At 41.8% G+C, this 21,632-nt stretch carries 16 protein-coding genes and 2 pseudogenes; 5 read left to right on the top strand and 13 right to left on the bottom strand.

The genetic code is table 11. The features are described from left to right. Positions 1–470: 470 nt before the first annotated feature. Positions 471–2,219, bottom strand: coding sequence for a DNA repair protein RecN (gene recN / locus GNF10_RS15395; RefSeq protein WP_185582271.1), 1,749 nt, complete (start codon positions 2,217–2,219; stop codon positions 471–473). Positions 2,220–2,506: 287 nt separating this feature from the next. Between recN and GNF10_RS15390 the strand changes: the two genes are divergently transcribed. Then, positions 2,507–4,498, top strand: coding sequence for an AarF/ABC1/UbiB kinase family protein (locus GNF10_RS15390; RefSeq protein ID WP_185582264.1), 1,992 nt, complete (start codon positions 2,507–2,509; stop codon positions 4,496–4,498). Positions 4,499–4,516: 18 nt separating this feature from the next. Here the strand turns inward: GNF10_RS15390 and GNF10_RS15385 are convergent, their stop codons facing one another. From GNF10_RS15385 to GNF10_RS15370, 4 genes are all read right to left on the bottom strand, one after another. Then, positions 4,517–5,770, bottom strand: a complete 1,254-nt coding sequence (locus GNF10_RS15385; protein ID WP_185582265.1) for an RNA-guided endonuclease TnpB family protein — start codon at positions 5,768–5,770, stop codon at positions 4,517–4,519. 308 nt (positions 5,771–6,078) lie between these two features. Next, entirely contained in the window at positions 6,079–7,449 is a 1,371-nt protein-coding gene (locus GNF10_RS15380) for a DUF3370 domain-containing protein (protein WP_185582266.1), read from the bottom strand. Between the two features lie 198 nt (positions 7,450–7,647). Further along, positions 7,648–8,082, bottom strand: a complete 435-nt coding sequence (locus tag GNF10_RS15375) for a hypothetical protein (RefSeq protein WP_012410997.1) — start codon at positions 8,080–8,082, stop codon at positions 7,648–7,650. A gap of 232 nt (positions 8,083–8,314) precedes the next feature. Beyond that, positions 8,315–11,299 (bottom strand): valine--tRNA ligase, encoded by a 2,985-nt coding sequence (locus tag GNF10_RS15370; protein WP_185582267.1) that lies wholly within the window; start codon positions 11,297–11,299, stop codon positions 8,315–8,317. A 113-nt stretch (positions 11,300–11,412) separates the two neighbouring features. Between GNF10_RS15370 and GNF10_RS15365 the strand changes: the two are divergent. The 3 genes and pseudogenes from GNF10_RS15365 (at position 11,413) to GNF10_RS15355 (ending at position 14,088) form a co-directional block, all read left to right on the top strand. Beyond that, positions 11,413–11,802, top strand: a pseudogene (locus tag GNF10_RS15365) (GxxExxY protein). Between the two features lie 46 nt (positions 11,803–11,848). Next, entirely contained in the window at positions 11,849–13,114 is a 1,266-nt protein-coding gene (locus tag GNF10_RS15360; protein WP_185582268.1) for an MFS transporter, read from the top strand. 14 nt (positions 13,115–13,128) lie between these two features. Continuing rightward, positions 13,129–14,088, top strand: coding sequence for an N-acetylglucosamine kinase (locus GNF10_RS15355; protein WP_185582269.1), 960 nt, complete (start codon positions 13,129–13,131; stop codon positions 14,086–14,088). A gap of 26 nt (positions 14,089–14,114) precedes the next feature. Here GNF10_RS15355 and GNF10_RS15350 read toward each other — a convergent pair whose 3' ends face one another. The 5 genes from GNF10_RS15350 to GNF10_RS15330 form a co-directional block, all read right to left on the bottom strand. Next, positions 14,115–14,855 carry a dienelactone hydrolase family protein gene (locus GNF10_RS15350; RefSeq protein WP_185582270.1) on the bottom strand — a complete coding sequence of 247 codons (741 nt, stop codon included), beginning with the start codon at positions 14,853–14,855 and terminating at the stop codon, positions 14,115–14,117. A 369-nt stretch (positions 14,856–15,224) separates the two neighbouring features. Next, positions 15,225–16,739, bottom strand: coding sequence for a GH3 auxin-responsive promoter family protein (locus tag GNF10_RS15345; protein WP_185582976.1), 1,515 nt, complete (start codon positions 16,737–16,739; stop codon positions 15,225–15,227). Beyond that, a complete protein-coding gene (locus tag GNF10_RS15340; protein ID WP_185582974.1) occupies positions 16,739–17,347 on the bottom strand; it encodes an acyl transferase in 609 nt (202 codons plus the stop codon). Before GNF10_RS15340 ends, GNF10_RS15345 begins: the two co-directional genes overlap by 1 nt. Continuing rightward, on the bottom strand, positions 17,347–18,090 hold the full coding sequence (locus GNF10_RS15335; protein WP_185582972.1) for a sterol desaturase family protein: 744 nt from the start codon (positions 18,088–18,090) through the stop codon (positions 17,347–17,349). Before GNF10_RS15335 ends, GNF10_RS15340 begins: the two co-directional genes overlap by 1 nt. Positions 18,091–18,486: 396 nt before the next feature. Then, positions 18,487–19,509, bottom strand: a complete 1,023-nt coding sequence (locus tag GNF10_RS15330; protein ID WP_185582971.1) for an aromatic ring-hydroxylating dioxygenase subunit alpha — start codon at positions 19,507–19,509, stop codon at positions 18,487–18,489. Between the two features lie 266 nt (positions 19,510–19,775). On the opposite strand from GNF10_RS15330, the gene GNF10_RS15325 reads away from it, so the two are divergent. Next, positions 19,776–19,967, top strand: a complete 192-nt coding sequence (locus GNF10_RS15325; RefSeq protein WP_185582968.1) for a hypothetical protein — start codon at positions 19,776–19,778, stop codon at positions 19,965–19,967. A gap of 31 nt (positions 19,968–19,998) precedes the next feature. On the opposite strand, the gene GNF10_RS15320 is transcribed toward GNF10_RS15325, so the two are convergent. The 3 genes and pseudogenes from GNF10_RS15320 to GNF10_RS15310 form a co-directional block, all read right to left on the bottom strand. Further along, entirely contained in the window at positions 19,999–20,694 is a 696-nt protein-coding gene (locus tag GNF10_RS15320; protein WP_185582966.1) for a pentapeptide repeat-containing protein, read from the bottom strand. A gap of 145 nt (positions 20,695–20,839) precedes the next feature. Continuing rightward, on the bottom strand, positions 20,840–21,055 hold the full coding sequence (locus tag GNF10_RS15315) for a DUF2945 domain-containing protein (RefSeq protein WP_185582963.1): 216 nt from the start codon (positions 21,053–21,055) through the stop codon (positions 20,840–20,842). Positions 21,056–21,376: 321 nt separating this feature from the next. Further along, positions 21,377–21,622: pseudogene (locus GNF10_RS15310) on the bottom strand (type II toxin-antitoxin system Phd/YefM family antitoxin). Positions 21,623–21,632 lie beyond the last annotated feature (10 nt).

The raw sequence follows: 21,632 nt of genomic DNA, 5'->3' as shown, positions 1-21,632 counted from the left end.
AATGGATTCTCCAATTTTTTGGTGCTCCTTGTCGAAAATATTATCTTCTTTCTTAACTGACCTGCGGAATGTGGGATATATGTTGGGTTGCGCTCCGCTTCACCCAACCTACGTTTAATGCACTGTTTTAGCCTGGACACGCCAGTAGAGTGCATTAGGAGGGAGTCCGTAACGCACCAAAGTCTTTGGATTGTAGATTTATCTTTAAGAGGATGTTTGAAAAGTGGTTGGCTGCGATTTTAGGTACTTATTGATCCCCCCTAACCCCCCTTAAAAAAAGGGAAAATCGGAATCAAAGTCTCCCTTTTTAAGGGGGATTTAGGGGGATCTAGAACGTTTTATTACCGATAAGAGGACTTTTAAAACAGCCTCTGATAGGACTTATGTAAAATATCTCTCAAACTCTGGTTTCTCAGTGTCCTCTGCGCTTCTGGGTCTATGTTATTCCGTAACTCTTGCGTAAATCCTATTTAATTTTTAATTTTTTGACGATGGTTAGCAGCTTGCAATAACAAAGATTCGGCAAATGCGATCGCATCACTTGCAGATTTACCACCAGCTAACTGTGCTAATTCTTCCCGGCGAGTGGTTAAATTATCCAAGGTAGTAACTCTGACAACAGTACGCTGCTCGGAATTTTCATTGTTAGCTTTTTTACCTTTGCCTTGATTGATAGTTTGCTTATCGACGCGGAAATGGCGATCGGCCATTGCCGCAACTAAAGGCTGGTGGGTAACACACAATACTTGGTTGCGTTGACTTAGCTGGTGTAATTTTTCCGCGATCGCTTGGGCGACTCTTCCCGAAACCCCGACATCAATTTCATCAAAAACCATTGTCCCAGCCACATCAACCTGAGAAAAACAAGCTTTCAGCGCTAGTAAAAAGCGGCTCATTTCCCCGCCAGAGGCAACTTCCGTTAAAGGTTGCAGTGGTTCTCCAGGGTTAGAACTAAATGTAAAGGTTATTTTATCTGCTCCCATAACAGTGGGGAAAGCAGGCGCTAACTCAACTAGAAACTTTACCTTTTCCATCGCTAAAGGCTTGAGTTCAGCTATCAAACGTGACTCTAAATTAGCAGCCGCCTTACTCCGCAATTGAGTTAACTGATTAGTTGCTTGGGTGAGTTTTTCAAAACACGCTTTTTCTTGCTGTTCTAGATTTTCAATAGATTGTTCGCTGTCGTTAAGCTGGGCTAATTCCCCTTGGATACGTTGGTAATAAGCGATCGCTTCAGTAAGTGTTGGCCCATACTTACGGCAAATTTGCTTTAATTCCTGAATCCGTTCTTCCACCTCTTCCAATCGCTGCGGATCGGCTTCCAAACCATCCCCATAAGCATTAATTTGTCTTCCCACTTCCATTACCGCAGCTTGCGCGTCCCTCACCAATTCCAACAGGTGTTGCAGCTGGGTATCGTACTCCACCATGTCATTTAATATCGCCTCACTATCTCCCAGTAAATCTCCTGCGGCTGGGGTTTCATGATCGTTTTGATACAAAGCCTGATAAACCTTGTAACTCATCTGTTGCAAATCTACGACATGATTCAGGCGTTCCCGTTCTTGTCCCAACTGTTCCAATTCATTAGGTTCGCTAAGATTGGCTGCTCCCAATTCTTGCACTTGATAAGTGAGCAAATCTAGTTGTTGCAACCGTTCCCGTTCTGATGTCCGGCGTTTTTCTAGCGCTAAATGCGCCTGTTGGTAAGTATTAAAACTCGTAGCAACTTTATGACGCTGCTGCATTAAAGAGTCGCCGCCATATAAATCTAACCAGTCGCGGACTTGGGCAGATTGTCCCACTTGTACAGTTTGACCTTGGGCTGTGATTTCTACCAAGCGATCGCGCATTCCTCCCATAATCTGCCGATTTACTAACACACCATTCACCCGCGATCGACTGCGGATATTAGTAGCAGTGGCTGTGATTTCTCGGCTAATAACTACGGAATTTTCATCAAGCAAATCTATTTCTTGTTCAGTCAACCAAGCCGCTAGGGGGGCGTTTGAGGTGAAAGTCGCTTCTACCATCGCTCGACTTGTCCCTGTGCGAATGACTCGACTAGAGACTTTACCGCCTAAAGCGGCATCAATGGCATCCAAAATAATCGATTTCCCAGCGCCGGTTTCACCTGTCAGCACATTTAGTCCCGCGCCAAATTCCAATTCCAGTTGGTCAATTAAGGCAAAGTTTTCAATTCGCAGGCAAAGCAACATCAAGCCAAATTCTCCATAAGGGCAGATGCCGGATACTTCTAATTTACAGGACAATAAGTATGATTTTCCAGCTAACTAGCAATACCTAATACTATTGAACTAGTATGGCCGTTTAAGTGTAGCAAACCTTTGAGTAATGGGGAACAAGCAGGGAGCAGAGGGGAAAGAAGTAATGTTATTCTCCCCAATTCCCCATTTTCCATTCCCAATTCCCAATCCCCAATTCCCAATTCGTAAAGATATTGTTACAATTTTTAATGTGATCGTTCTGACTGGTGGCCTTTTTCATGATTGTTAAGACACTTCCCCCTAGTTCCCGACCGATTCAGGAGGACAGTCGCAACGGCACAGATAGCCGAGGTGAACTGGACGTTATAGATATAGTGCCAGAAGAGAATGGTACACCGAGCTTAGTTGTGCGTTCGCCAAGACTCTTAGCAGCCCAAAAGATCAGGACAACAGACCAACCTGAGATTCTTTATGATCCTGTGGTCATAGCGGCGCATTACCAAAACAGACCCCTACAAGTTGTCCGGCGGATTTTCGCAGTGTTGGGGCCGGCTCTATCCTTTGCTTTTGGGTTGTGGTCGGATAGTAAACGGGGAATTGTCGTCAAAAATGACCGCCGCCGAGCCACTCAGTTACGAGTATTGCTGACCAAACTGGGGCCTGCTTACATCAAAATTGGCCAAGCTTTGTCCACTAGACCGGATCTAGTTCCTACCGTATTTCTAGAAGAATTAACTAAGCTACAAGACCAATTACCACCTTTTCCCAACGAACTTGCTTACCAGTTTATCAAAGAAGAACTAGGCGCAACTCCAGAAGAGGTTTACGCCGAACTCTCGGCCCAGCCAATTGCTGCGGCTTCCTTGGGACAAGTATATAAAGGTAAGCTAAAAACTGGTGAAGAAGTTGCCGTAAAAGTCCAACGCCCCGACTTAAGAGAGCGGATCACCATTGACTTGTATATCTTGCGTAACATCGCCGCTTGGGTGCAGAAAACATTCAAACGGGTAAGAAGTGATTTAGTTGGGATTCTCGATGAATTAGGCGATCGCATCTTTGAAGAGATGGACTATATTCATGAGGGTGAAAATGCCGAAAGATTTTTCGAGTTATACGGTCATATAAAAGATATCTACGTACCGAAAATTTACTGGGAATATACCAATCGTCGCGTTTTGACGATGGAATGGATTAACGGTATTAAATTAACCCAGACAGAAGAAATTAGCGCCCAAGGCATAGATGCTCGTTATCTCATTGAAGTGGGTGTCCAGTGTTCCTTGCGCCAGTTGCTAGAACATGGATTTTTCCACGCCGATCCCCACCCTGGTAATTTATTAGCAACACCAGATGGCAAATTGGCTTATCTCGACTTCGGAATGATGAGCGAAATTAAGCCACCACAGCGTTATGGTTTAATTGAAGCGATCGTCCACGTCGTCAACCGCGACTTTGAAGGATTAGCAAAAGACTACGTTAAATTAGACTTCTTATCACCAGAAACCGATTTAACACCAATTATCCCAGCTTTTGCCAGAGTCTTTGCTGATGCCCAAGGAGCCAGCGTTGCCGACCTTAACATTAAAAGCATCACCGATGAACTATCGGCTTTGATGTATGAGTATCCTTTCCGCGTACCGCCCTACTACGCCTTAATTATTCGTTCCCTTGTTACTCTCGAAGGGATTGCAATATTTATAGATCCCACCTTTAAAGTCCTCAGCGAAGCTTATCCCTACGTTTCTAAACGCCTGTTAACAGACCAAGCACCGCAATTAAGAGCATCATTGCAAGATTTGCTATTTAAAGATGGCAAATTCCGGTGGAACCGCTTAGAAAACTTGTTAAAAAATGCACGTAACAGTCAAGATTACGACTTTAATTTAGTGCTGAATCAGGGGATAGAATTTCTGTCATCTGAACGTGGTGCTTTCATCCTTGACAAGCTAGTAGATGAATCTGTTAATGGACTCGATGCTTTAAGTAAAAACGTTTTGCATAACTTCACCTCCCTCTTACGGGAACGAGTTGGATTGACAGCAGTTAATGAAACTCCAGCAGCGACAGTTGAGCAACAACAAACCTTAGAGCATATCAAACATATATTAGGTATTCTCCGAGAAACACGAGGCTTTGACCCACTGCAACTTGCGACTCAAATTTCTCAGTTATTGGTAAATTCAGATGTACAACGTTTAGGTCAACAAATTGCCAACCGCTTCACGCAAAAAGCTGTAGCTAGATTGATTCGGCAATTATTGGCATCGTAGTAAGATTTATGAGGTGAACTACCCCAACTTACCGAGTACGGTTGAAGTTGGGGCTTCTGTAATCATAGGGGAGTGCCTAAACTTAGACTTTCGCCCAAGAGCAGGACTTACTTCCCCTCCTACAGCAGAGACGGCTGAACCTTCCGCCTTTATCATTTCGGCTGCGTTCAATCCAAGCATTCTGATGCCCTCTGCTCTTATGTTCTGCGCGGCGTTCGCGTCCCGGTCATGATGAGTGCCACAGTTAGGACAATTCCATTCTCGGATATCCAACAACATTTCACCTATTTGATAGAAACAATTGGAGCAGAGTTTTGAGCTAGGGAACCACCTATCAATCTCAATCAACTTCCCGCCTTTTCGCTCCAGTTTGTACGCTAAGAAGTTAGTGAATGTTCCCCAACCAAGATCAGATATTGCTTTTGCCAATTTGTGATTACGAATCATGCCTTTGACATGAAGGTTTTCTACTATGACAGCTTGGCTATCGCTGACCAACTTATAGCTAAGTTTATGTAGAAAATCCTGACGCGAATTACTAACTCGCTCGTACACCTTGGCAACAACTTTTCTATATTTATTTCTTGACTTACTTCCTTTCTGTTTACGTGCTAATTTTTTCTGCTTACGTTTGAGGTTAAACTCATGTTTGGCAAGGTGCTTGGGATTATCGTATTTGGAAACCTTTTCGCCGTCAGTGACAACAGCAAAGTGTTTCAAACCTAGATCAATCCCATATATCTTACCTTCTGAAATAACTGGATTTTCTCCTTCAATCTCAGTCAGGATAGATGCAAGGTATTTGCCAGAAGGCGTTTTGCTTACAGTAACAGTTTTGACTTTCCCCTCAATCGCTCTGTGTATTTTGGCTTTGACTATCCCGATATTGCCAGGAAGTTTGACATTGCCATCTACAATCTTGAAATTTTGAGGATACTGGATAGACTGTAAAGCACGCTTAGATTTGAATTTAGGAAATCCAGCACGTTTCTCAAAAAAGTTTTTGTAGGCTGTAGTTAGATTCAGTGTCGTAGCCTGTAAAACTTGGCTATAACAATTAGCTAACCACACAGTCTCTTCTGCCTTTTTGAGTGTAGGAAGAAATGCGTTGAGTGCTACACGGCTAAGTCCCTTACCTGTCTCCTTATAAGTCTCAATAGATTTATTTAGAGCATAATTCCACCACCATCTAGCACACCCAAAAGTTTGAGCCAGTTGTATTTGCTGCTCAAGTGAAGGATATAGACGGACTTGCACAACTTTGTGTAACACTCAAAATTACCTCTTGATGTTTTTAATTTATCACAAATATATATTGTGGTAAAGTAACAAACTAATTGGTGACTTCGACGCTCACGGACTCGCTCATAGCGTTGCCATGCCGTAGGCTTTCGTCGTCACCCGGCTATCCATCCCCGCCCTGTAGAGGGATGGGGAATTCCGCCGAATTAGTTAAAAAATTTCTTTAACTCATAATTCATTTGGAAGTCCCTTAGTTTGGCATTCGAATTCAGGACGGAGTGGTATTCATAAGGATCATCAATAGCAGTGAAGTTCTGAATTTCCTCAATCTGGCTTTTTTATTTTTGGTCTACAGTTTGAATTGTCAGCATTTGAGGGGGCGTAGCATCTGGTGGGTAGAGAAAATCTACTTTTACCATTCGCAGCTGGCCTGGAGACATTTTTAATTGAGCAAGCGGTTCTCCCATCTGTCCCCGTTGTTGAACTAAATGCCAATATTGGGTTCTGGGTAAGCCATTATCGTCATTGTAGCGAATACGAACTGTGCCACGAAAAAAGACGGATGGTTGGGGTGGTGAAAAAAAGCGAAGCCCAGGTTTACTTAAGTCGTCTTCTTTAATAGGTGTTTGAAAAAGCACATTTACAGTTTGTGGTTTGGCGGTATTGTTGATTAATGGTAGCGAAATGTTATATTCAATACCGTAATTGCCGTGAGCTTCGTAAGCAGTACCAGGATAACGCACTGCGAGTTTGGCAGTTTGGTTTTGTCCAGTACCCATTTGGCCTGCTAAAAGGGTACTTAAACCGTATGAAAAAGCTTTTCCTGAAGCGGGAATTGTCAGGTATGAACTATTGGAGTCGGTAACTTGTGCTTGCCAACGAGAGCCGACAGCTACCGCCGCTACCCGACCGTAAATTTCTGCTGTCGCTGTAAGATTATTTGGAGGACTAGGGGCAGGTTCACGCGGCCCTGCAAAATCACCATTTTCTAACAAGTTTTCCCATTCTTTTAAAGTGGGCGCTCGTTCAGTAGCATCTGGATTGGGTTTGGCAAACATAGCTAGGTTCGCCATATAAACTGGACTATCACTGTACAAACGCAACAAAGTAGAACGTCCATTTAATGGCGGTTTTAAAGGACGCACCGGGATTGGATGATTCATTAACATTCGGCTTTGTTTTGGTGGAATTACCAACTGGGGTGGCCATCCTGACTGCCGTTTTCCTCTTAGCACATCATTCATGACGCGATCGCCAGGGCCAGCATAAATGTTTCCCGAATTATTTGACTTTATGGGGGGAAGTTTGAGAAAAGGTGCATCAGGTTGACTAACATAACTGGCTGCTTGCAAAATATTTATAGTTGCAGGGCGATCGCTTGGATTGTAAACAATCACCCCCAAATAAAGAGTCCGCAAATCATTTGGAGTCTCAATGGCTCTAGCAATATGATGAGAAAACAAATCAAAGCGTCCCTTCCATAGAAAGTTCAGGTGTGCGCTTGGCACTTTTTTGCCTTGAGGAGGAAATGTAGACAGCAGAATACCTTCACTCTGAACTACTTCTGGGTTATTACTGTTAAATACTGGTATTGCATCAAGATGCCCAGGTAAAGGTCTTGTTTGTTGGGGAATGAAGATTTCCTGGGGTTCAGATGCTGGAGAAGGTGCTGCTTGAGCCAAAAGCAAATAGGAAATAAAATTAAGCATTTATTCGAAAAGCAATTTATCGGTGAAGTTAAGAATACAGCATACCGATAGTAATTATGTATGATGTTGCACTTTATTCACCTACGCCATATAAGTAAAAATTTTTATTTATCGAGCGTCAAAGTACCTAAAACCCTGATTTTGGGAAAAGTAGCCAAGTTGTCACCAGCCGCCATGCGGCTCTCAAAAGCATTGCTTTTAACTTTCCTGTTGGGGATAACCGTTTTTCTCGCGTTTGAGGCTTTCTTCTAAGGCTTGAATTTGTTCGCGACGAGCTTCCAATTCCAAGGAACGCCGCGCTAAATCTTGGTTTTGCAACGTTAAGGATTGTCGCCAATGTTCTGCTCGCTCGGCTTCGTGCTGCAAAAACTCTGGGGTAATGCCGATAGTGAGGTAGTTTTGTACCAAATGGAGTACCCAGTTGGTAGCGTCTTCTATTCTTTCAATGTCGCCTGTTGAGGAAAGTTCTACTAAAACAAGCAAGTTCTCACTCATGTTCTTTCCCTTTCCTAGCAGAATGAAAGCCTCTTCTGGAATTATCGCCCACAAGTTATCAGCTTCTTGACGCGCCAATAAGCGTAACTGGTGCTGGTCTAAAAAATCGTTTTTACGCACCTGGGCTAGATATAGCATAAGAGTTGCTTCGCTCCAATTCAAAATCACCTAAGTTGAGATGCCTGTGACAAGCGGCAAAAGGGTTTACGCCGAAAGCTGATGCTCCGACTTCTCTCAAAATTCAAAAAAATTTAATAAAATAATAAGTTCCAGAATTGATATTTGAATCTTGTTAATTGGTAATGGGTAATCGAGAATTATTGACACTCTCGTTACCCATTACAGTTATCCTAAATCATGCAAGCGATACCTAAGACAATGCCTTTAGGCGATCGCGCAAAATTTCAGCTTGCTTTTGTGCTTCTGCTAAGGCATCCCGCGCTCCCTGTACCACGTCAGCCCTAGCTCTATCTACGAAACTAGGATTGTTTAATCTGGTACTCAGAGATTGAACTTCGGCTTCAGCTTTACTTAGGCTTTTCTCTAGTTTGGCACGCACAGCTTCAATATCCACTACCCCATTAAGAGGAATTAGCACTTGTATTGTACCAATTACACCTGCGATAGCATTTTCTGGTTCTTGTGGTTGTTCTAATTCTCTCTGCGGGAAAAATCGGCTCCATAACCTAAGTCTTGCTTGAGCAGTGAGTAAATTTTGGCTAGCAAACCACGCTGTGTAACCAAAACCAACTAGTTCAAAGAAAGTTCCGACAATGGGAATGTCATCAATGGCATTTCCCGCAGCTAAACCCAACCTACCAAAGACAATGGCCACAAGAATTAAGCCAATTATCTTCAAACCCCTCTGAGGTTTCTTAGCAGCAACAGTTTGGCTTTTTTCTTTGTCAGTAATGGTTAAAGTCTCAACCTTCGCCAAATCTTTAATATAAGACTGTCCAGCAGTGAGAATTTCCCGCTCCTTTTCACTTTCAGTTTGCAAATTCGCTGTCACTTTTACCCCTGGCTTAATATCCGCTTCTGCGCGCAGATTCCGAATTGTGCGGATAGTAGCAATCAGTAATTCAAATTGTTCTTCTAAGGCTGAATTAATTAAATTTGCATCTACCTGGGGATATGTTTGTAACGGTAAAGTTTGCGGTGAATCTGCTGGTTGTTGGGTGAGAGTTTGCCAAATTTCTTCGGTAATATGAGGCATTAATGGATGAAGCAGTTTTAAAATTCCTTCTAGTATGTAGCCGAGGGTTTGCTGTGCTACCCGCCGCGATGCTGGATCGGCATCTGCTTGCAATCTGGATTTCGCTAGTTCAATATATTGATCGCAGAAATCACCCCAAATAAACTCATAGAGTCCTTTTGCTGCTTCTCCTAAACCGTAATTATCGATGTAATTGCTGGTTTGTTTGATAACTTGATGATACCGCGAGATAATCCAGCGATCGCTCAATTCGGTGGCTACTGGATTCCCCAATTGTTGCGGCGTTTGTCCATCCAAATTCATCATCACAAATCGGGCAGCATTCCACAACTTATTTGCAAAGTTGCGCGATGCCTCTACAGATGCTGATTCATCCTTTTTGCGATCGTATTCTAAGCGGATATCTTGACCCGCACCAGCTACTTCCCTAATTAGGGTATACCGCAAGGCATCAGTACCATATTTGTCAATTAATAACAGTGGATCAATGCCATTACCTTTGGTCTTTGACATCTTCTGACCTTTTTCATCCAGCACTAAGCCGTGGATGTAAACCGTTTGGAAAGGCATTTGCTGCGTAAAATGCCCAGCCATCATTGTCATTCTGGCTACCCAGAAAAAGATGATGTCAAAGCCTGTTACCAAAGTGGTAGTCGGGTAGTAAGTCGTTAAATCCTGAGTTTGTTCCGGCCAGCCTAAAGTCGAAAATGGCCAAAGTCCAGAAGAAAACCAAGTATCTAGCACATCTGGGTCTTGTTCTAACTTGACATTTTCGCCAAATTGCGATTTAGCTTTTTCCCAAGCTTCAGTTTCCGATTTTGCTACCACAAAGGGCGTGTTATCAGTAATTTGCCCATCCGTTTCACTGATAGCATACCAAGCCGGAATTTGGTGTCCCCACCATAATTGGCGAGAGATACACCAATCTTTGAGCTTTACTAGCCAATCACGATAGACCTTTGTCCAGCGTTGGGGGACAAACTCTGGAGAAGTCTGCTGGTCGAGGAATTCGAGAGTGTTGTCAGCTAGGGGGCGAATTTTGACGAACCACTGAGTTGAGAGGAGAGGTTCAATAGGTACTTTACCGCGATCGCTGTAGGGAACGGTATGTTTATAATCTTCAATCTTCACCAAAAAGCCATCTGCTTCTAAGCGAGAAACCACATTTTTTCTAGCAACAAAACGGTCTTGTCCTTGAAACTCCCCAGCATTGGCGTTGAGAGTGCCGTCTTTGTTCATAATGTTGATTAACGGCAGATTGTGACGCTTACCCATGTCAAAATCGTTCGGGTCATGGGCGGGAGTCACCTTCACGCAACCCGTGCCGAAAGTGGGGTCAACAAATTCATCGCCAATAATGGGAATTTCTCGTTGTAGAATTGGCAAAGTTAAAGTTTTGCCGATGAGATGTTTGTAGCGATCGTCATTGGGATTAACCGCTACTGCTGTATCACCCAGCATCGTTTCTGGTCGAGTTGTCGCTACCTCTACAAAACCGGAACCATCGGTAAGTGGATAGCGGAAGTGCCAGAGATTTCCATTCACCTCTTGATTTTCTACTTCCACATCAGACACAGCCGACTGAGAAGCTGGACACCAGTTAACTAAATATTCACCACGATAAATTAAGCCTTCCTCGTAGAGACGAGTAAACGCCTCGACAACAGCTTTAGATAAACCCTCGTCCAGGGTAAACCTTTCCCGTGACCAGTCCACCGAGACACCCAAGCGTCGTAGCTGATTAAGAATCGTTCCCTCAGACTCCGCCTTCCATTGCCAAGCGCGTTCTAGGAATTTTTCGCGCCCCAATTCGTAGCGAGTCTTGCCCTCTGTTTTGAGTTGCTTTTCTAGCATACTATGCACAGCGATACTGGCGTGGTCAGTTCCGGGTAGCCATAGGGTATTGCGTCCCTGCATCCGGTGGTAGCGCACGAGGGTATCAATCAACGCACTTTCAAAGGCGTGACCCATGTGTAAGCTGCCAGTGACATTCGGCGGGGGAATGACGATGCAGTAGGGTTCGCCGCCTTTGTTGGGGTCAGCTTTGTAAACTTGGTTGTCTTCCCAGAATTTTTGCCACTTGGCTTCCGTGGAAAAGGGGTCGTAGAGACTGGGGAGATTGGGAATGGTTGCGGTCATGCTGGGCAAACTAAGGAAGGACTTTTATAAATTTTGCCATAGGGTTGGGGAGGGATTGATGGAAACGAACCGCAAAGGGCGCAAAGTACACAAAGGAAGAGGAGGAAGGTAAGATGAGGCAACCAAGTGATCAGGTAGAAAATCTAGCTTATAGGGTGATTGGGGCGGCGATTGAGGTACATCAGGTATTAGGAGCAGGGTTTTTAGAGGAGGTTTATCACAAGGCGCTGAGAGAAGAATTTCTAATGCGCGAGATACCTCACAAGTTTGAGCATCCAGTAAAAGTAAACTACAAAGGTCGTCCAGTCGGCGAGGGCAAATTAGATTTTTTGGTTGGGGACTCTCTAATTGTTGAATTGAAAGCTGTCCAAAACTTAATCCCTATTCATGAAGCCCAAGTCCTCTCCTAACTTAAAATGACTCATTATCCTCTAGCCCTTCTCATCAACTTTAACGTCCCTCTCCTCAAAGACGGCATCAAACGCATCATACTCTCTTCTTAATCTTCTTCGCGCCCTTTGCGTCCTTTGCGGTTCGTTCTCAAAATCCATGAAACACCAAATAACCTCCCCTTGGACATTCATTCCCACCCTATATTTCACCTCCGGCATCCCTTACATTATCATCAACACAGTTTCCGTAATCTTTTACAAAAAACTCGGAATCGATAACGCCCAAATTGCCCTTTGGACAAGCTTCCTCTATCTACCTTGGGTCATCAAAATGTTTTGGGGCCCAATTGTTGATACTTACTCTAGCAAACGTAAATGGATACTTTATACCCAATTTGCCATGTTCTGCTGCTTGGGTTTGATAGCCTTCTCCTTACAACTGCCAAATTTCTTTTTCATCTCCCTCGCAGCATTAACAATAGGAGCATTTATTTCTGCAACTTATGACATTGCCACAGATGGTTTCTACCTCCTCGCTTTATCTCCAGAACAACAAGCCTTCTTTGTTGGCATTCGCTCACTATCTTATAGAATGGCTGTTATCTTCGGTTCTGGAATATTAGTAGTCTTAGCAGGTCAACTTGAAGTATCTCTCAACAACATTCCTTTAAGTTGGACTATTGCTATTGGGTTCTCAGCTTTAATTTTAGCAATCCTCTTTATTTCCCACCGCCTATTTTTACCATTACCGAAATCAGATAATCAACGGCAAATACAAGTTAGAGAAAATATACCATTTTGGTCAATCATTTGCTCATATTTTGCTCAAGATAAAATTATCAGTATTTTAGCCTTTATCTTGCTCTACAGATTTGGCGAAGCGATGCTTGTCAAGATAGCCTCTTTGTTTTTATTGGACAAACCAGAAGTAGGGGGCTTAGGGCTATCAACGTCAGATGTCGGTTTAGTATACGGTACTTTTGGGGTAATATCCCTGATTTGTGGAGGAGTTTTAGGAGGCTTGCTAATTTCAAAATACGGATTAAAAAAGTGTCTATTTCCTATGGCTTTAGCATTAAACTTGCCTGACATATTTTATGTATATATGGCTTATGCTAAACCTTCGTTAAAATTAATATATCCTTTGGTTTCATTAGAACAATTTGGCTATGGTTTTGGATTTACGGCTTTTAGTGTTTATCTAATGTATATTTCCCAAGGCGAATATAAAACTTCTCATTTTGCCATATCGACTGGCATTATGGCTTTAGGAATGATGCTACCTGGATTAGTTAGCGGTTATCTCCAAAAATCTTTTGGCTATCCATTATTTTTTCTGTTGGTTTGTTTGTTTACTATTCCTGGGATGATTGCTATCTTTTTTATTCCTTTAAAGGAAGAATCGAAGCGTCAAAATCAGTAATTTTATTACAACCCATGAGTTATGTTTTAGGAATAGATGGCGGCGGAAGCAAGACTGTTTGTGTATTAATGGATGACTTGCATCAAGTACTAGGTCGTGGTGAAGCAGGCCCATCTAATTATCAAAGTATAAGTATTGAAGCAACTTTAGAATCTATCAAATCAGCAATTAAGAATGCTGTTGAGGCAGCAACAATTACAAATATCCTGAAGATTGACACGATATGCCTGGGTTTAGCGGGTGTAGGTCGTGCAGCAGATATTGAAGTAGTAAAAGGTTTAGTTGAAGAGTTACAAAATCACAAACCTCTGCCTGTAATTTGGGCGTTGCGACCAGAGAATATTGTAATTTGTAATGATGCTTTAATTGCTTTAGTTGGTGGAATTGGTCAGCCTGTAGGAATTGTGGTTGCAGTCGGTACTGGTTCGATAATTTTCGGCCGAAATCATGAAGGACATACTAAGCGAGTCGGCGGCTGGGGGTATATTTTAGGAGATGAAGGTAGCGCCTATAAAATTGCGATCGCAGGCATGAACGCAGCATTAAAATCTTATGATGGACGGGAAATATCAACGAGTTTGGTAGAGGGTTTCAAACAGCATCTTGATTTGGAAAGTATAGAAGATTTAATAGAAGTAGTATATCGGCGAGAATGGGGAGTTAAACAGATTGCGGCTTTAGCACCAGTTGTAGATTTGGCAGCAGCTTCAGGTGATATAGTAGCGAATATTATAATTGATGATGCTGTAAAAGAGTTAGTGAAAGCTACATCTACAGTAATTGATGCAATTTTTAGTGCTGACTCAGTTTTAGAGGTAGTCACAACGGGAAGTGTGTGGCGCGGTAGATGCAAGATCCATGAAAGATTTGCAGCGTCTCTTGTTAAGAAGTTTCCTAATGTAAAGGTGATATTTCCGAGGTACGAGCCTGCTTACGGTGCTGGTTTATTAGCTTTGCAGACAACTCAAAATTGACGTGAAGAAAGCAATGATAGTAATTTTCAGTTTGCAAATATGCGCCCCAAAAAAGTTACTATTTCAGACCAAGCTGCGGTGGTAGCACTAGAATCATAACGATAACCGTCGTCGCGCATGAATGTATGTTCTGCTTCATACAAGAAAACTTGGTGAGGTATGTTAGCATTTTCAATTGCTTTTATTATGGTTTGGCGATCGCTATCTGGTATATGAGGGTCAAGAGTACCAAACACCATTAGCATCTCGCCTTTGATTTCACTTACTCTCTGGATTGTATCGGCTACCTCTTTACCCAGTTTACCACTGGGAATCCCAGTAGGGTAACAGCAAACACAAGCCCTAATTTCGCTTTGGAATGCTGCGCGGAATGCTAAATGTCCACCAATACAAAAGCCTAAAGTGCCTATTTGATTTGGAGAAACTGCACTCTCTGTTTTTAGAAATTCAATCACAGCAAGGCAATCGGCATCATAATCAGCTACGGAGGTTCGACGGGCATCGTCATTTCCCCGCATCCTTCCCAGATCGTCTGGCTCTATTACTAAACCAACTGGCTCAATTCGGTGAAAAATTTCTGGTGCTGCTACTACATAGCCATATCCTGCTAAGTAGTTCGCTAGACGAATCATTGGATTGCCTAGCTGATAAATATCACTGTAGAAGACAATACCAGGGTATTTTCCTGCTGCTTTAGGAGCCGCAACATAAACACGCATTAAACTGCCATCGACTCTTAACTCAACATTGCGCTTAGTAATTTGCACTTTTTTGTCTCCGTGTATATCAATATGGCATCTAGCGATCGCTTTATCGCAATAATCCGCTTAGAGATGCGTTAGTGTTGCAGGACGAATTACAACCTAATGTCATTTCGCGTCTTTAATATTGAACTGCTTGTAGTATTCTTCTACATTTTTCAAAATTTACAGAACGAAATTACATTAATTTATTGATAGTAAAAAAACATCCCATCTCCGGGACTCACATCTGAAATGTGCTTTTTAAGACTTAGGTATTTCCAATAAATAAATTATCCAAATCAACATACCACAGAGGCGATCGCAGATGATGACTATTGGGAAATTACTAAATAAATAAGGACAGCAAGGAAATCATCAAAATTCAGAGGTTAGCTATTTCTGGTAAATTTCCAACTTCAATTCTTGTAAAAATTCAGTGCTAATGGGTGAAGTTGCTAGAATTGGATGCTTAATACCTCCCCAAATACTTCCAGTGCGAATACGATGGTAAACTAACACTTCAGGGATTTGACTAGAGATTAAAACCTGTGGTGGTGCAAGTTGACCGATGGCTCTAGCTCTTTGATAGTGATATGATTCTGATAAAGTCCGATCCAGTTTTTCAGCAATAATTTCTGGGGTTTCTTTTGCCGAATCTAGTAATAGAATATAGTGTGGAGGATCGGCAATGGGCATCAAGCTTTTAAAATTAGTTTCTTGCAAATTCAACATAGTCAGAGCATTATTTACAAAAGTTTCTTGCAACTTTTCGCCCACCAAATCGCTAACAGCTTGATGTCGTCCGAGAAACTCTAAACAGGGAGTGTGGCGATAGTAATGAGTAACGCGGATGCGATCGCCAATTCGATAACGATACAATCCCCCTTTCTGGGATAAAATAATCGTGTATTCCTTGCCAATGTTGAGTTCATGCAAACCATACACTGAACCAGTCTCATCCTCAAACTCGAAAAAAACTTCATCGAGAACCGGCACACATCCCCCAGCGACGATCATGGGAATCGTCATTGGGGCTTCCGTTGCTAGTAGTCCTTTACCTTGAACTAATACACCTGGAAATTTTAATCTTAATCCTTGCGCTTGATCTGCTGCATTGGCACTATCCCAGCAAGAAATCAGCTTCAAATTTGGCCAGAGTTGCATCCAGGGAATATTACTTTCGCTGAGGAGTTGCAGCCGATGATGTGAAATCCGGTTGTGTAATTCTTCTCGCAATAAATCCTGATTTTCTTGAATATATTTTAAATGTACTTGTAGAAAGCTAGGACTCCAAATAGAAATAATTTCTAGTTTTTCAGCCTCTAATAATGCCAAAGCCAATTGATGTTTAAACAAGTTCGCGTCATGCAGTCGATTAAGTTTATTTGGCATCACCAACCAAGTACGCAAAAACCAACGCAGCCAACCATCTAAGTAATCTAAATCATCTTGTAAAGTTTGGCTATCAGCTATATTTAATTGCGGCGAAATACAAGCATAAATCTTGCCTGTAGAAAATTTCGGGCCATGTACAATCAAATCATGCGCCCATACACAGAACATCTGATTAAACGATCGCCGCAAAGATTGAGTATAAGGAATCCATTTTACCGCCCCACTACTACCAGAGGTTTTTTCATAGAATAAAATGGGTTCGGGAGTGAGAGAAATTTGATGCTGTTTGTGATTTAAGTAGGGTTCGAGCGCATCATAATCTACAATTGGCACACGCTGCCAATGGTCTACAGAATGAATTCCCAAAGTTTTACCATACTCACTTTTAATGAGGAGATCGCAAATCTCCCTCTGTACAGATATCTGCGTTAACTCTGGGTTATCCAAAGCTTGATGAAATCGCCTCGCAGTTGGCGCGAGGATTTGCCCAAAAAGCTGAATAATCGGACGCATTATTGCACCTTTTGATTAGGATAAAGCTTGGTGGCTGCTGGTAAATAAGAACCATCAGCAACGACTACACCGGGAGCAAGATTAGATCCAGCCCCCACAAAGACATTGCTACCAATCTTGACTTTTTTGACATATAACATTAAATTTTGCTTGCGGGGTTTAATGATGTGGCAATAGATACCGACACCATGCCCGACAACGACGCGATCGCCAATTTCTAATAAACTGCGATCGGCAATCTCCAATCTTGTTGTCCAGTATACATCTCGCCCCACTTTAGCACCCCACAATCGCAACCAACAAGAAAACACCCCTGGAATCAATCGCAGCACTGCTTCCAACACCGGAATTGCAATATAAATTACCTGGATTTGATGACTACCCCACCAGGGACTATATTCTTCACCTAGTAGATAACTAATACCCTCGCGCACAGGATAAACCCATTCATGCAAGCGGTAAACTAACACTGGTAGCCCATAAATAGAAAGGAACACCGCCAAAATGCTGAAAATGTTGGGTGAATAGGCGAGGTAGATTATTGCTGCCCCAGTTAGCAATAATATAAAGGTGGGAAAAAACGAAAGAATTTTGCTGATAATTGTCATTAAAATGGGAATAAAAGTTTTTGAAACAAGTTTAATGAGCTAGGAATTCCAATTATAGATGGCAACTTTTCGCTTTCATAGTATGTTCCATGTAACTTATCCCAAATTTTCAAATTAGCCGCATAGTTATAATTTTCATGGCAATGATGCCAAGCATGATCCTGTGGTAAGATTAACCAAGAAGATAAAAATTGATATAGCCTGGTATTTACTGGAATTATCAAGCGGCTATGTCGCCATAAATCTAAGGCAGAAGTTAGACTGACTCCAAGTAAATAACCTGTAGGATCGGCTAACAGATACAAAAACAAAGTGTGTATCCATAAATAAATAATTAACAAACTTGTCCAAAGTGTGTTGCGAGAAGTTCCTAATACATCCATCTGAGTAACAGTATGATGGACTTGATGAACTTTCCACAACAATTTAGTATGTAATAAACGATGATTCCAATAATATAAATAATCAACCACAACAAAACTGATAATAAAAGCCGGAATTAATGATACTTTTAAATATCCTTGTTGAGTGGGTAATAAATGTTGATAAAGCCAATAAACTAAAGTAGCTTGTAGTAAAGGAATCAAAATTCCTTGAATAGTCAATCCTGCAACATCTATTAGCCAATCTTCACGACTTTTCACTTGAAGTTGAGTTCGTCCCACCTGATTGGTAATAGTCCAACCAACTAATCCGATAAAAGAGCCAAAAATTAGTAGTTGTGCAAAGTTTTGGATTCCCACTTCTGATTGCTCATACTGATATTGATTAATTACGAATTATTCTTAGAGGATGTTTGAAAAGTCCTTTTCTTATACCATTTCTTTGTGAGGCTGCGCCAAACTCTTTTAACTTCTTTCTTTCTTTGTATCCTTTGCGCCCTTTGCGGTTCGTTTCTCTTTCTTTTTCCTTGTACTTAAATATGGGTTAGCGCATCTTCATACAGAATTGCTATTAGTAGCAAAACGTTTTAGATCCCCCTAAATCCCCCTTAAAAAGGGGGACTTTGATTCCAGTTCCACCCTTTTTAAGGGGAGCCAGCGCGGTCTTGGGGTCTCCCCAAGTGGAGCGACTGGCGTGGGTTAGGGAGGATCAACAAGTGCCTAAAATCACAGCTAATATACTTTTCAAACAACCTCTTAAACCCAAAATGTAACTTTTACTGATTGATTTGGCAATAAACGCGGATCTTCTCCACGAGATATTGCTGCCATAATTGACTCTACAAATATATGAATTGTGTCCGCAGGGGTATTATAAAATTGTGTCCCATATTTAGCGATCGCTTCCCCCTGAATACCCAAAATTTCCACGTCTTGGCGGATAATGTGTTGAGCAGTCCACCGCACAAAGGGACGTGCTAATTTATTCCAAATACCATAGTTATAGGTGACATCGGTGTAAACCAGAGTTGAATTATCGGTTTCTGGAATAGATTGACTGGTAATGAACAAATGGCGATTCAGTGCCATCTTATACTCTACAGAGGTAATATTTGGCATATAAAAGCGATCGCTATGTTTAATCTCTGCATTCTGCAAATTCAGAAAACGGCTGTACCATCCCAAATTACTGTTTTCGTTGCGATACTCCACCAAAACTGAACCATTGTAGCGTTCTACAGTCATCTCTAACTTTTGTTGGCGAGAAGTACGGAAAACACCAGGATGAACAAAAGCCGTATGGGGTATATCAATAAAGTTCTCTGCACAATTAGTCACATTGTTAGCAAAACGGTTAATTACCCGTACCGTCTCCCATCCTGTTTGTCCGTAGTGAGGCATAGAAAAGGGTTGAAGATCAACACTTGGGGTATCGGCTAACCGCACATAAACATAGCCATCCTGTTCTTTGGTAGCGTAACACTTGCCTCGACGCTGTGGGGAAGGTTTGAAATCATCTCCTTCGGCTGGAACTGCAATAACGTTTCCAACGCCGTCATATACCCAACCATGATAGGGACATTGTAAAGCACCATCACAGATTTTACCTGATGATAGACGGCTATTGCGGTGTAAACAGCGATCGCGCAAAGCTACGGGTTGTCCATCTTCACCGCGAAATATCGCTAACCATTCTCCTAAAACGGTTCGTGGTAATACCTTGTTAGGTTGTAACTCTTCGCTGAGTGCGACAATATACCAGAAATCTGCAAATTGCATGGTGAGTGGGAGCGATCGTATTTAAATTATGGCAATGTCTTGGCTAGAACTGCATTGCTGTATCTATCGAATTCCAAAAGAGCTAATTTACAATTAAAGGTGAGATAGCCTGACATGGGAAAATGATCATGACATTACAACAATTACAAAAGCAGGTATTAGAGTTAAGCTGACGCGCATCTAAATTTGATAATTTAGTGCCTAAACCCATTTGCTGCCTTAGATTGCCCTGTAAAACTAGATGACGAACAGCTTACCAATTAGCGATGCTTACGGCTGGCTACGCCTACGGCTGGACATTAGTGCAGGTGCTTTTGGAGTCGCTACAGCAAGAAACTGGTTCTGAATTGAAAAAGGGTAACTTGTCCCGACTGCGAGGGATTGTAAAAGGTACAGAAATATCAAGTGAAAATGTTGAAGTAGATTATGTTAACTATCTGACTGAAAAATATCAATAATGCGAATTTTATTTACATATTTGTGCAGTGGTCATTGTCTAGCAAAAGCCAAGTCATTTTCAATTAACTTAGCACCTGTTAGGTTAACCCCACTCAAATTGCAAAAGTGAAATTTTGCTCCTCTTAGGTCTGCTAATGATAGATTAGCTCCAGTTAAATCTGCATTAGTGAGATTAACTTCACTTAAGTTAGCCCTACTTAGGTTAGCCCCCCGCAGTGAAGTTTGTTGCAAGTCTGCCCTCTTTAGATTCGTCCTCATTAGATATGCCTTATTCAAGTCGGCTCCACTTAAATTAGCTTCACTTAAGTCTGCTGCTGTTAAATCCGCTTTACTTAGATTGGCTTGACTTAGGTCTGCCCAACTCAATGACGCATAACTTAGGTTAATTTCACTTAGCTTCACTGATGCAAGTACTGCACACTTCAAGTTAGCATTAATAAAATTTCTTTCTCCCATTGCATAACGGCGTAAAATTTCATTCGTTGTTACTCTGTGTAAAACAGCTTTTTCATCACCTTGATAACACCATGTAGCTTCTAATAATTTGGCAGCAGTGTTAAGAGCTATCTCATCACATTTATCAATTATCACACCATTGCAGCTATCCCACTGACCATTAAGCATAAGGGCAATCTCACTAGCGGCAGCAATTGAGTCAAATAGTAAAACAGATTCTTTGTGCCGTTTCAACCACCTATTCCAAGCAATCGAGATAATCTTTTCCATTTATATAAGTTTTGGCGCGTTAAATGACGATTACAGTTCTAACTTCCAAATGTTAATCAATGCTTACTCTATTTTTGTCTTGAGTTATTTGTTCAGGGTTAGTTTCACCAACATATAAAACTAGGCTTGGTTTTTCAAGATTACCTCATTCTTCAATTTTCTCAAGAGCATCGAACTTATGAGCAGCTTCTTTTCCAGTTTTGTCGCTTTTCACTAGATATTGTGGATTATCCTTTGAGGCAGCAACATGATGTCCACCAATATCTATGGGTGAAGTTAATTTTTTTTCTCCTTTGCCAGTAGTTTCACCCTGTGCCGTATTCCACTTCACCTTATCGCCTTTCCGAAATTCTTCAGTCACGAGTTTTTTCTTGGCTATTTTATACTTACTTATGATGTTAGAGTTGTCAGAAAAATAAACCAGCCGAACGATATAAAAAGAGTTAAAAGAGGCTATCAATAGTCTGAAATCGGGTCAAATAGGAGAGATTGGTAGTGGCAACTTGCTTGCCGATAGCAACTTTTATACCTATTTTCCAAATACTGGCAACTGATAGTCATAATTCATTGTTTTTATCGGCAATGTGTGCGTAGGCGTAGCCCGTCGTAGACATCGCTTCCTCATTCAAACGCTCTGGTTGGGCAAACCACTATAACCAACACTGCGTATCTAGCAAAAGTTTCACTCCTCACCGTCCTCAAATGCTGCCAACATCTCATCTGGGAAAGGAGCGTTAAAGTCCTCTGGCAGTACAAAACGCCCTTTATCCTGTCCTAAACTATCGCGGCGATTTAATGAGGTGCGAAACGGAACCAACTTGGCAACAGGAATTCCTCGAACAGAAATAATGATTTCTTCTCCATGCTCTACCCGTAATAAAAGCTGTGGGAGATTTGTTTCAGCTTAATGGATATTTACAGTTTCCATGATTTTATTT

It is taken from the genome of Nostoc sp. UCD121, assembly GCF_014222285.1.
Lineage (GTDB): Bacteria > Cyanobacteriota > Cyanobacteriia > Cyanobacteriales > Nostocaceae > Nostoc.
Note: the sequence above shows the minus strand (reverse complement) of the source record. Positions and strands in the feature narration are given on the sequence as shown.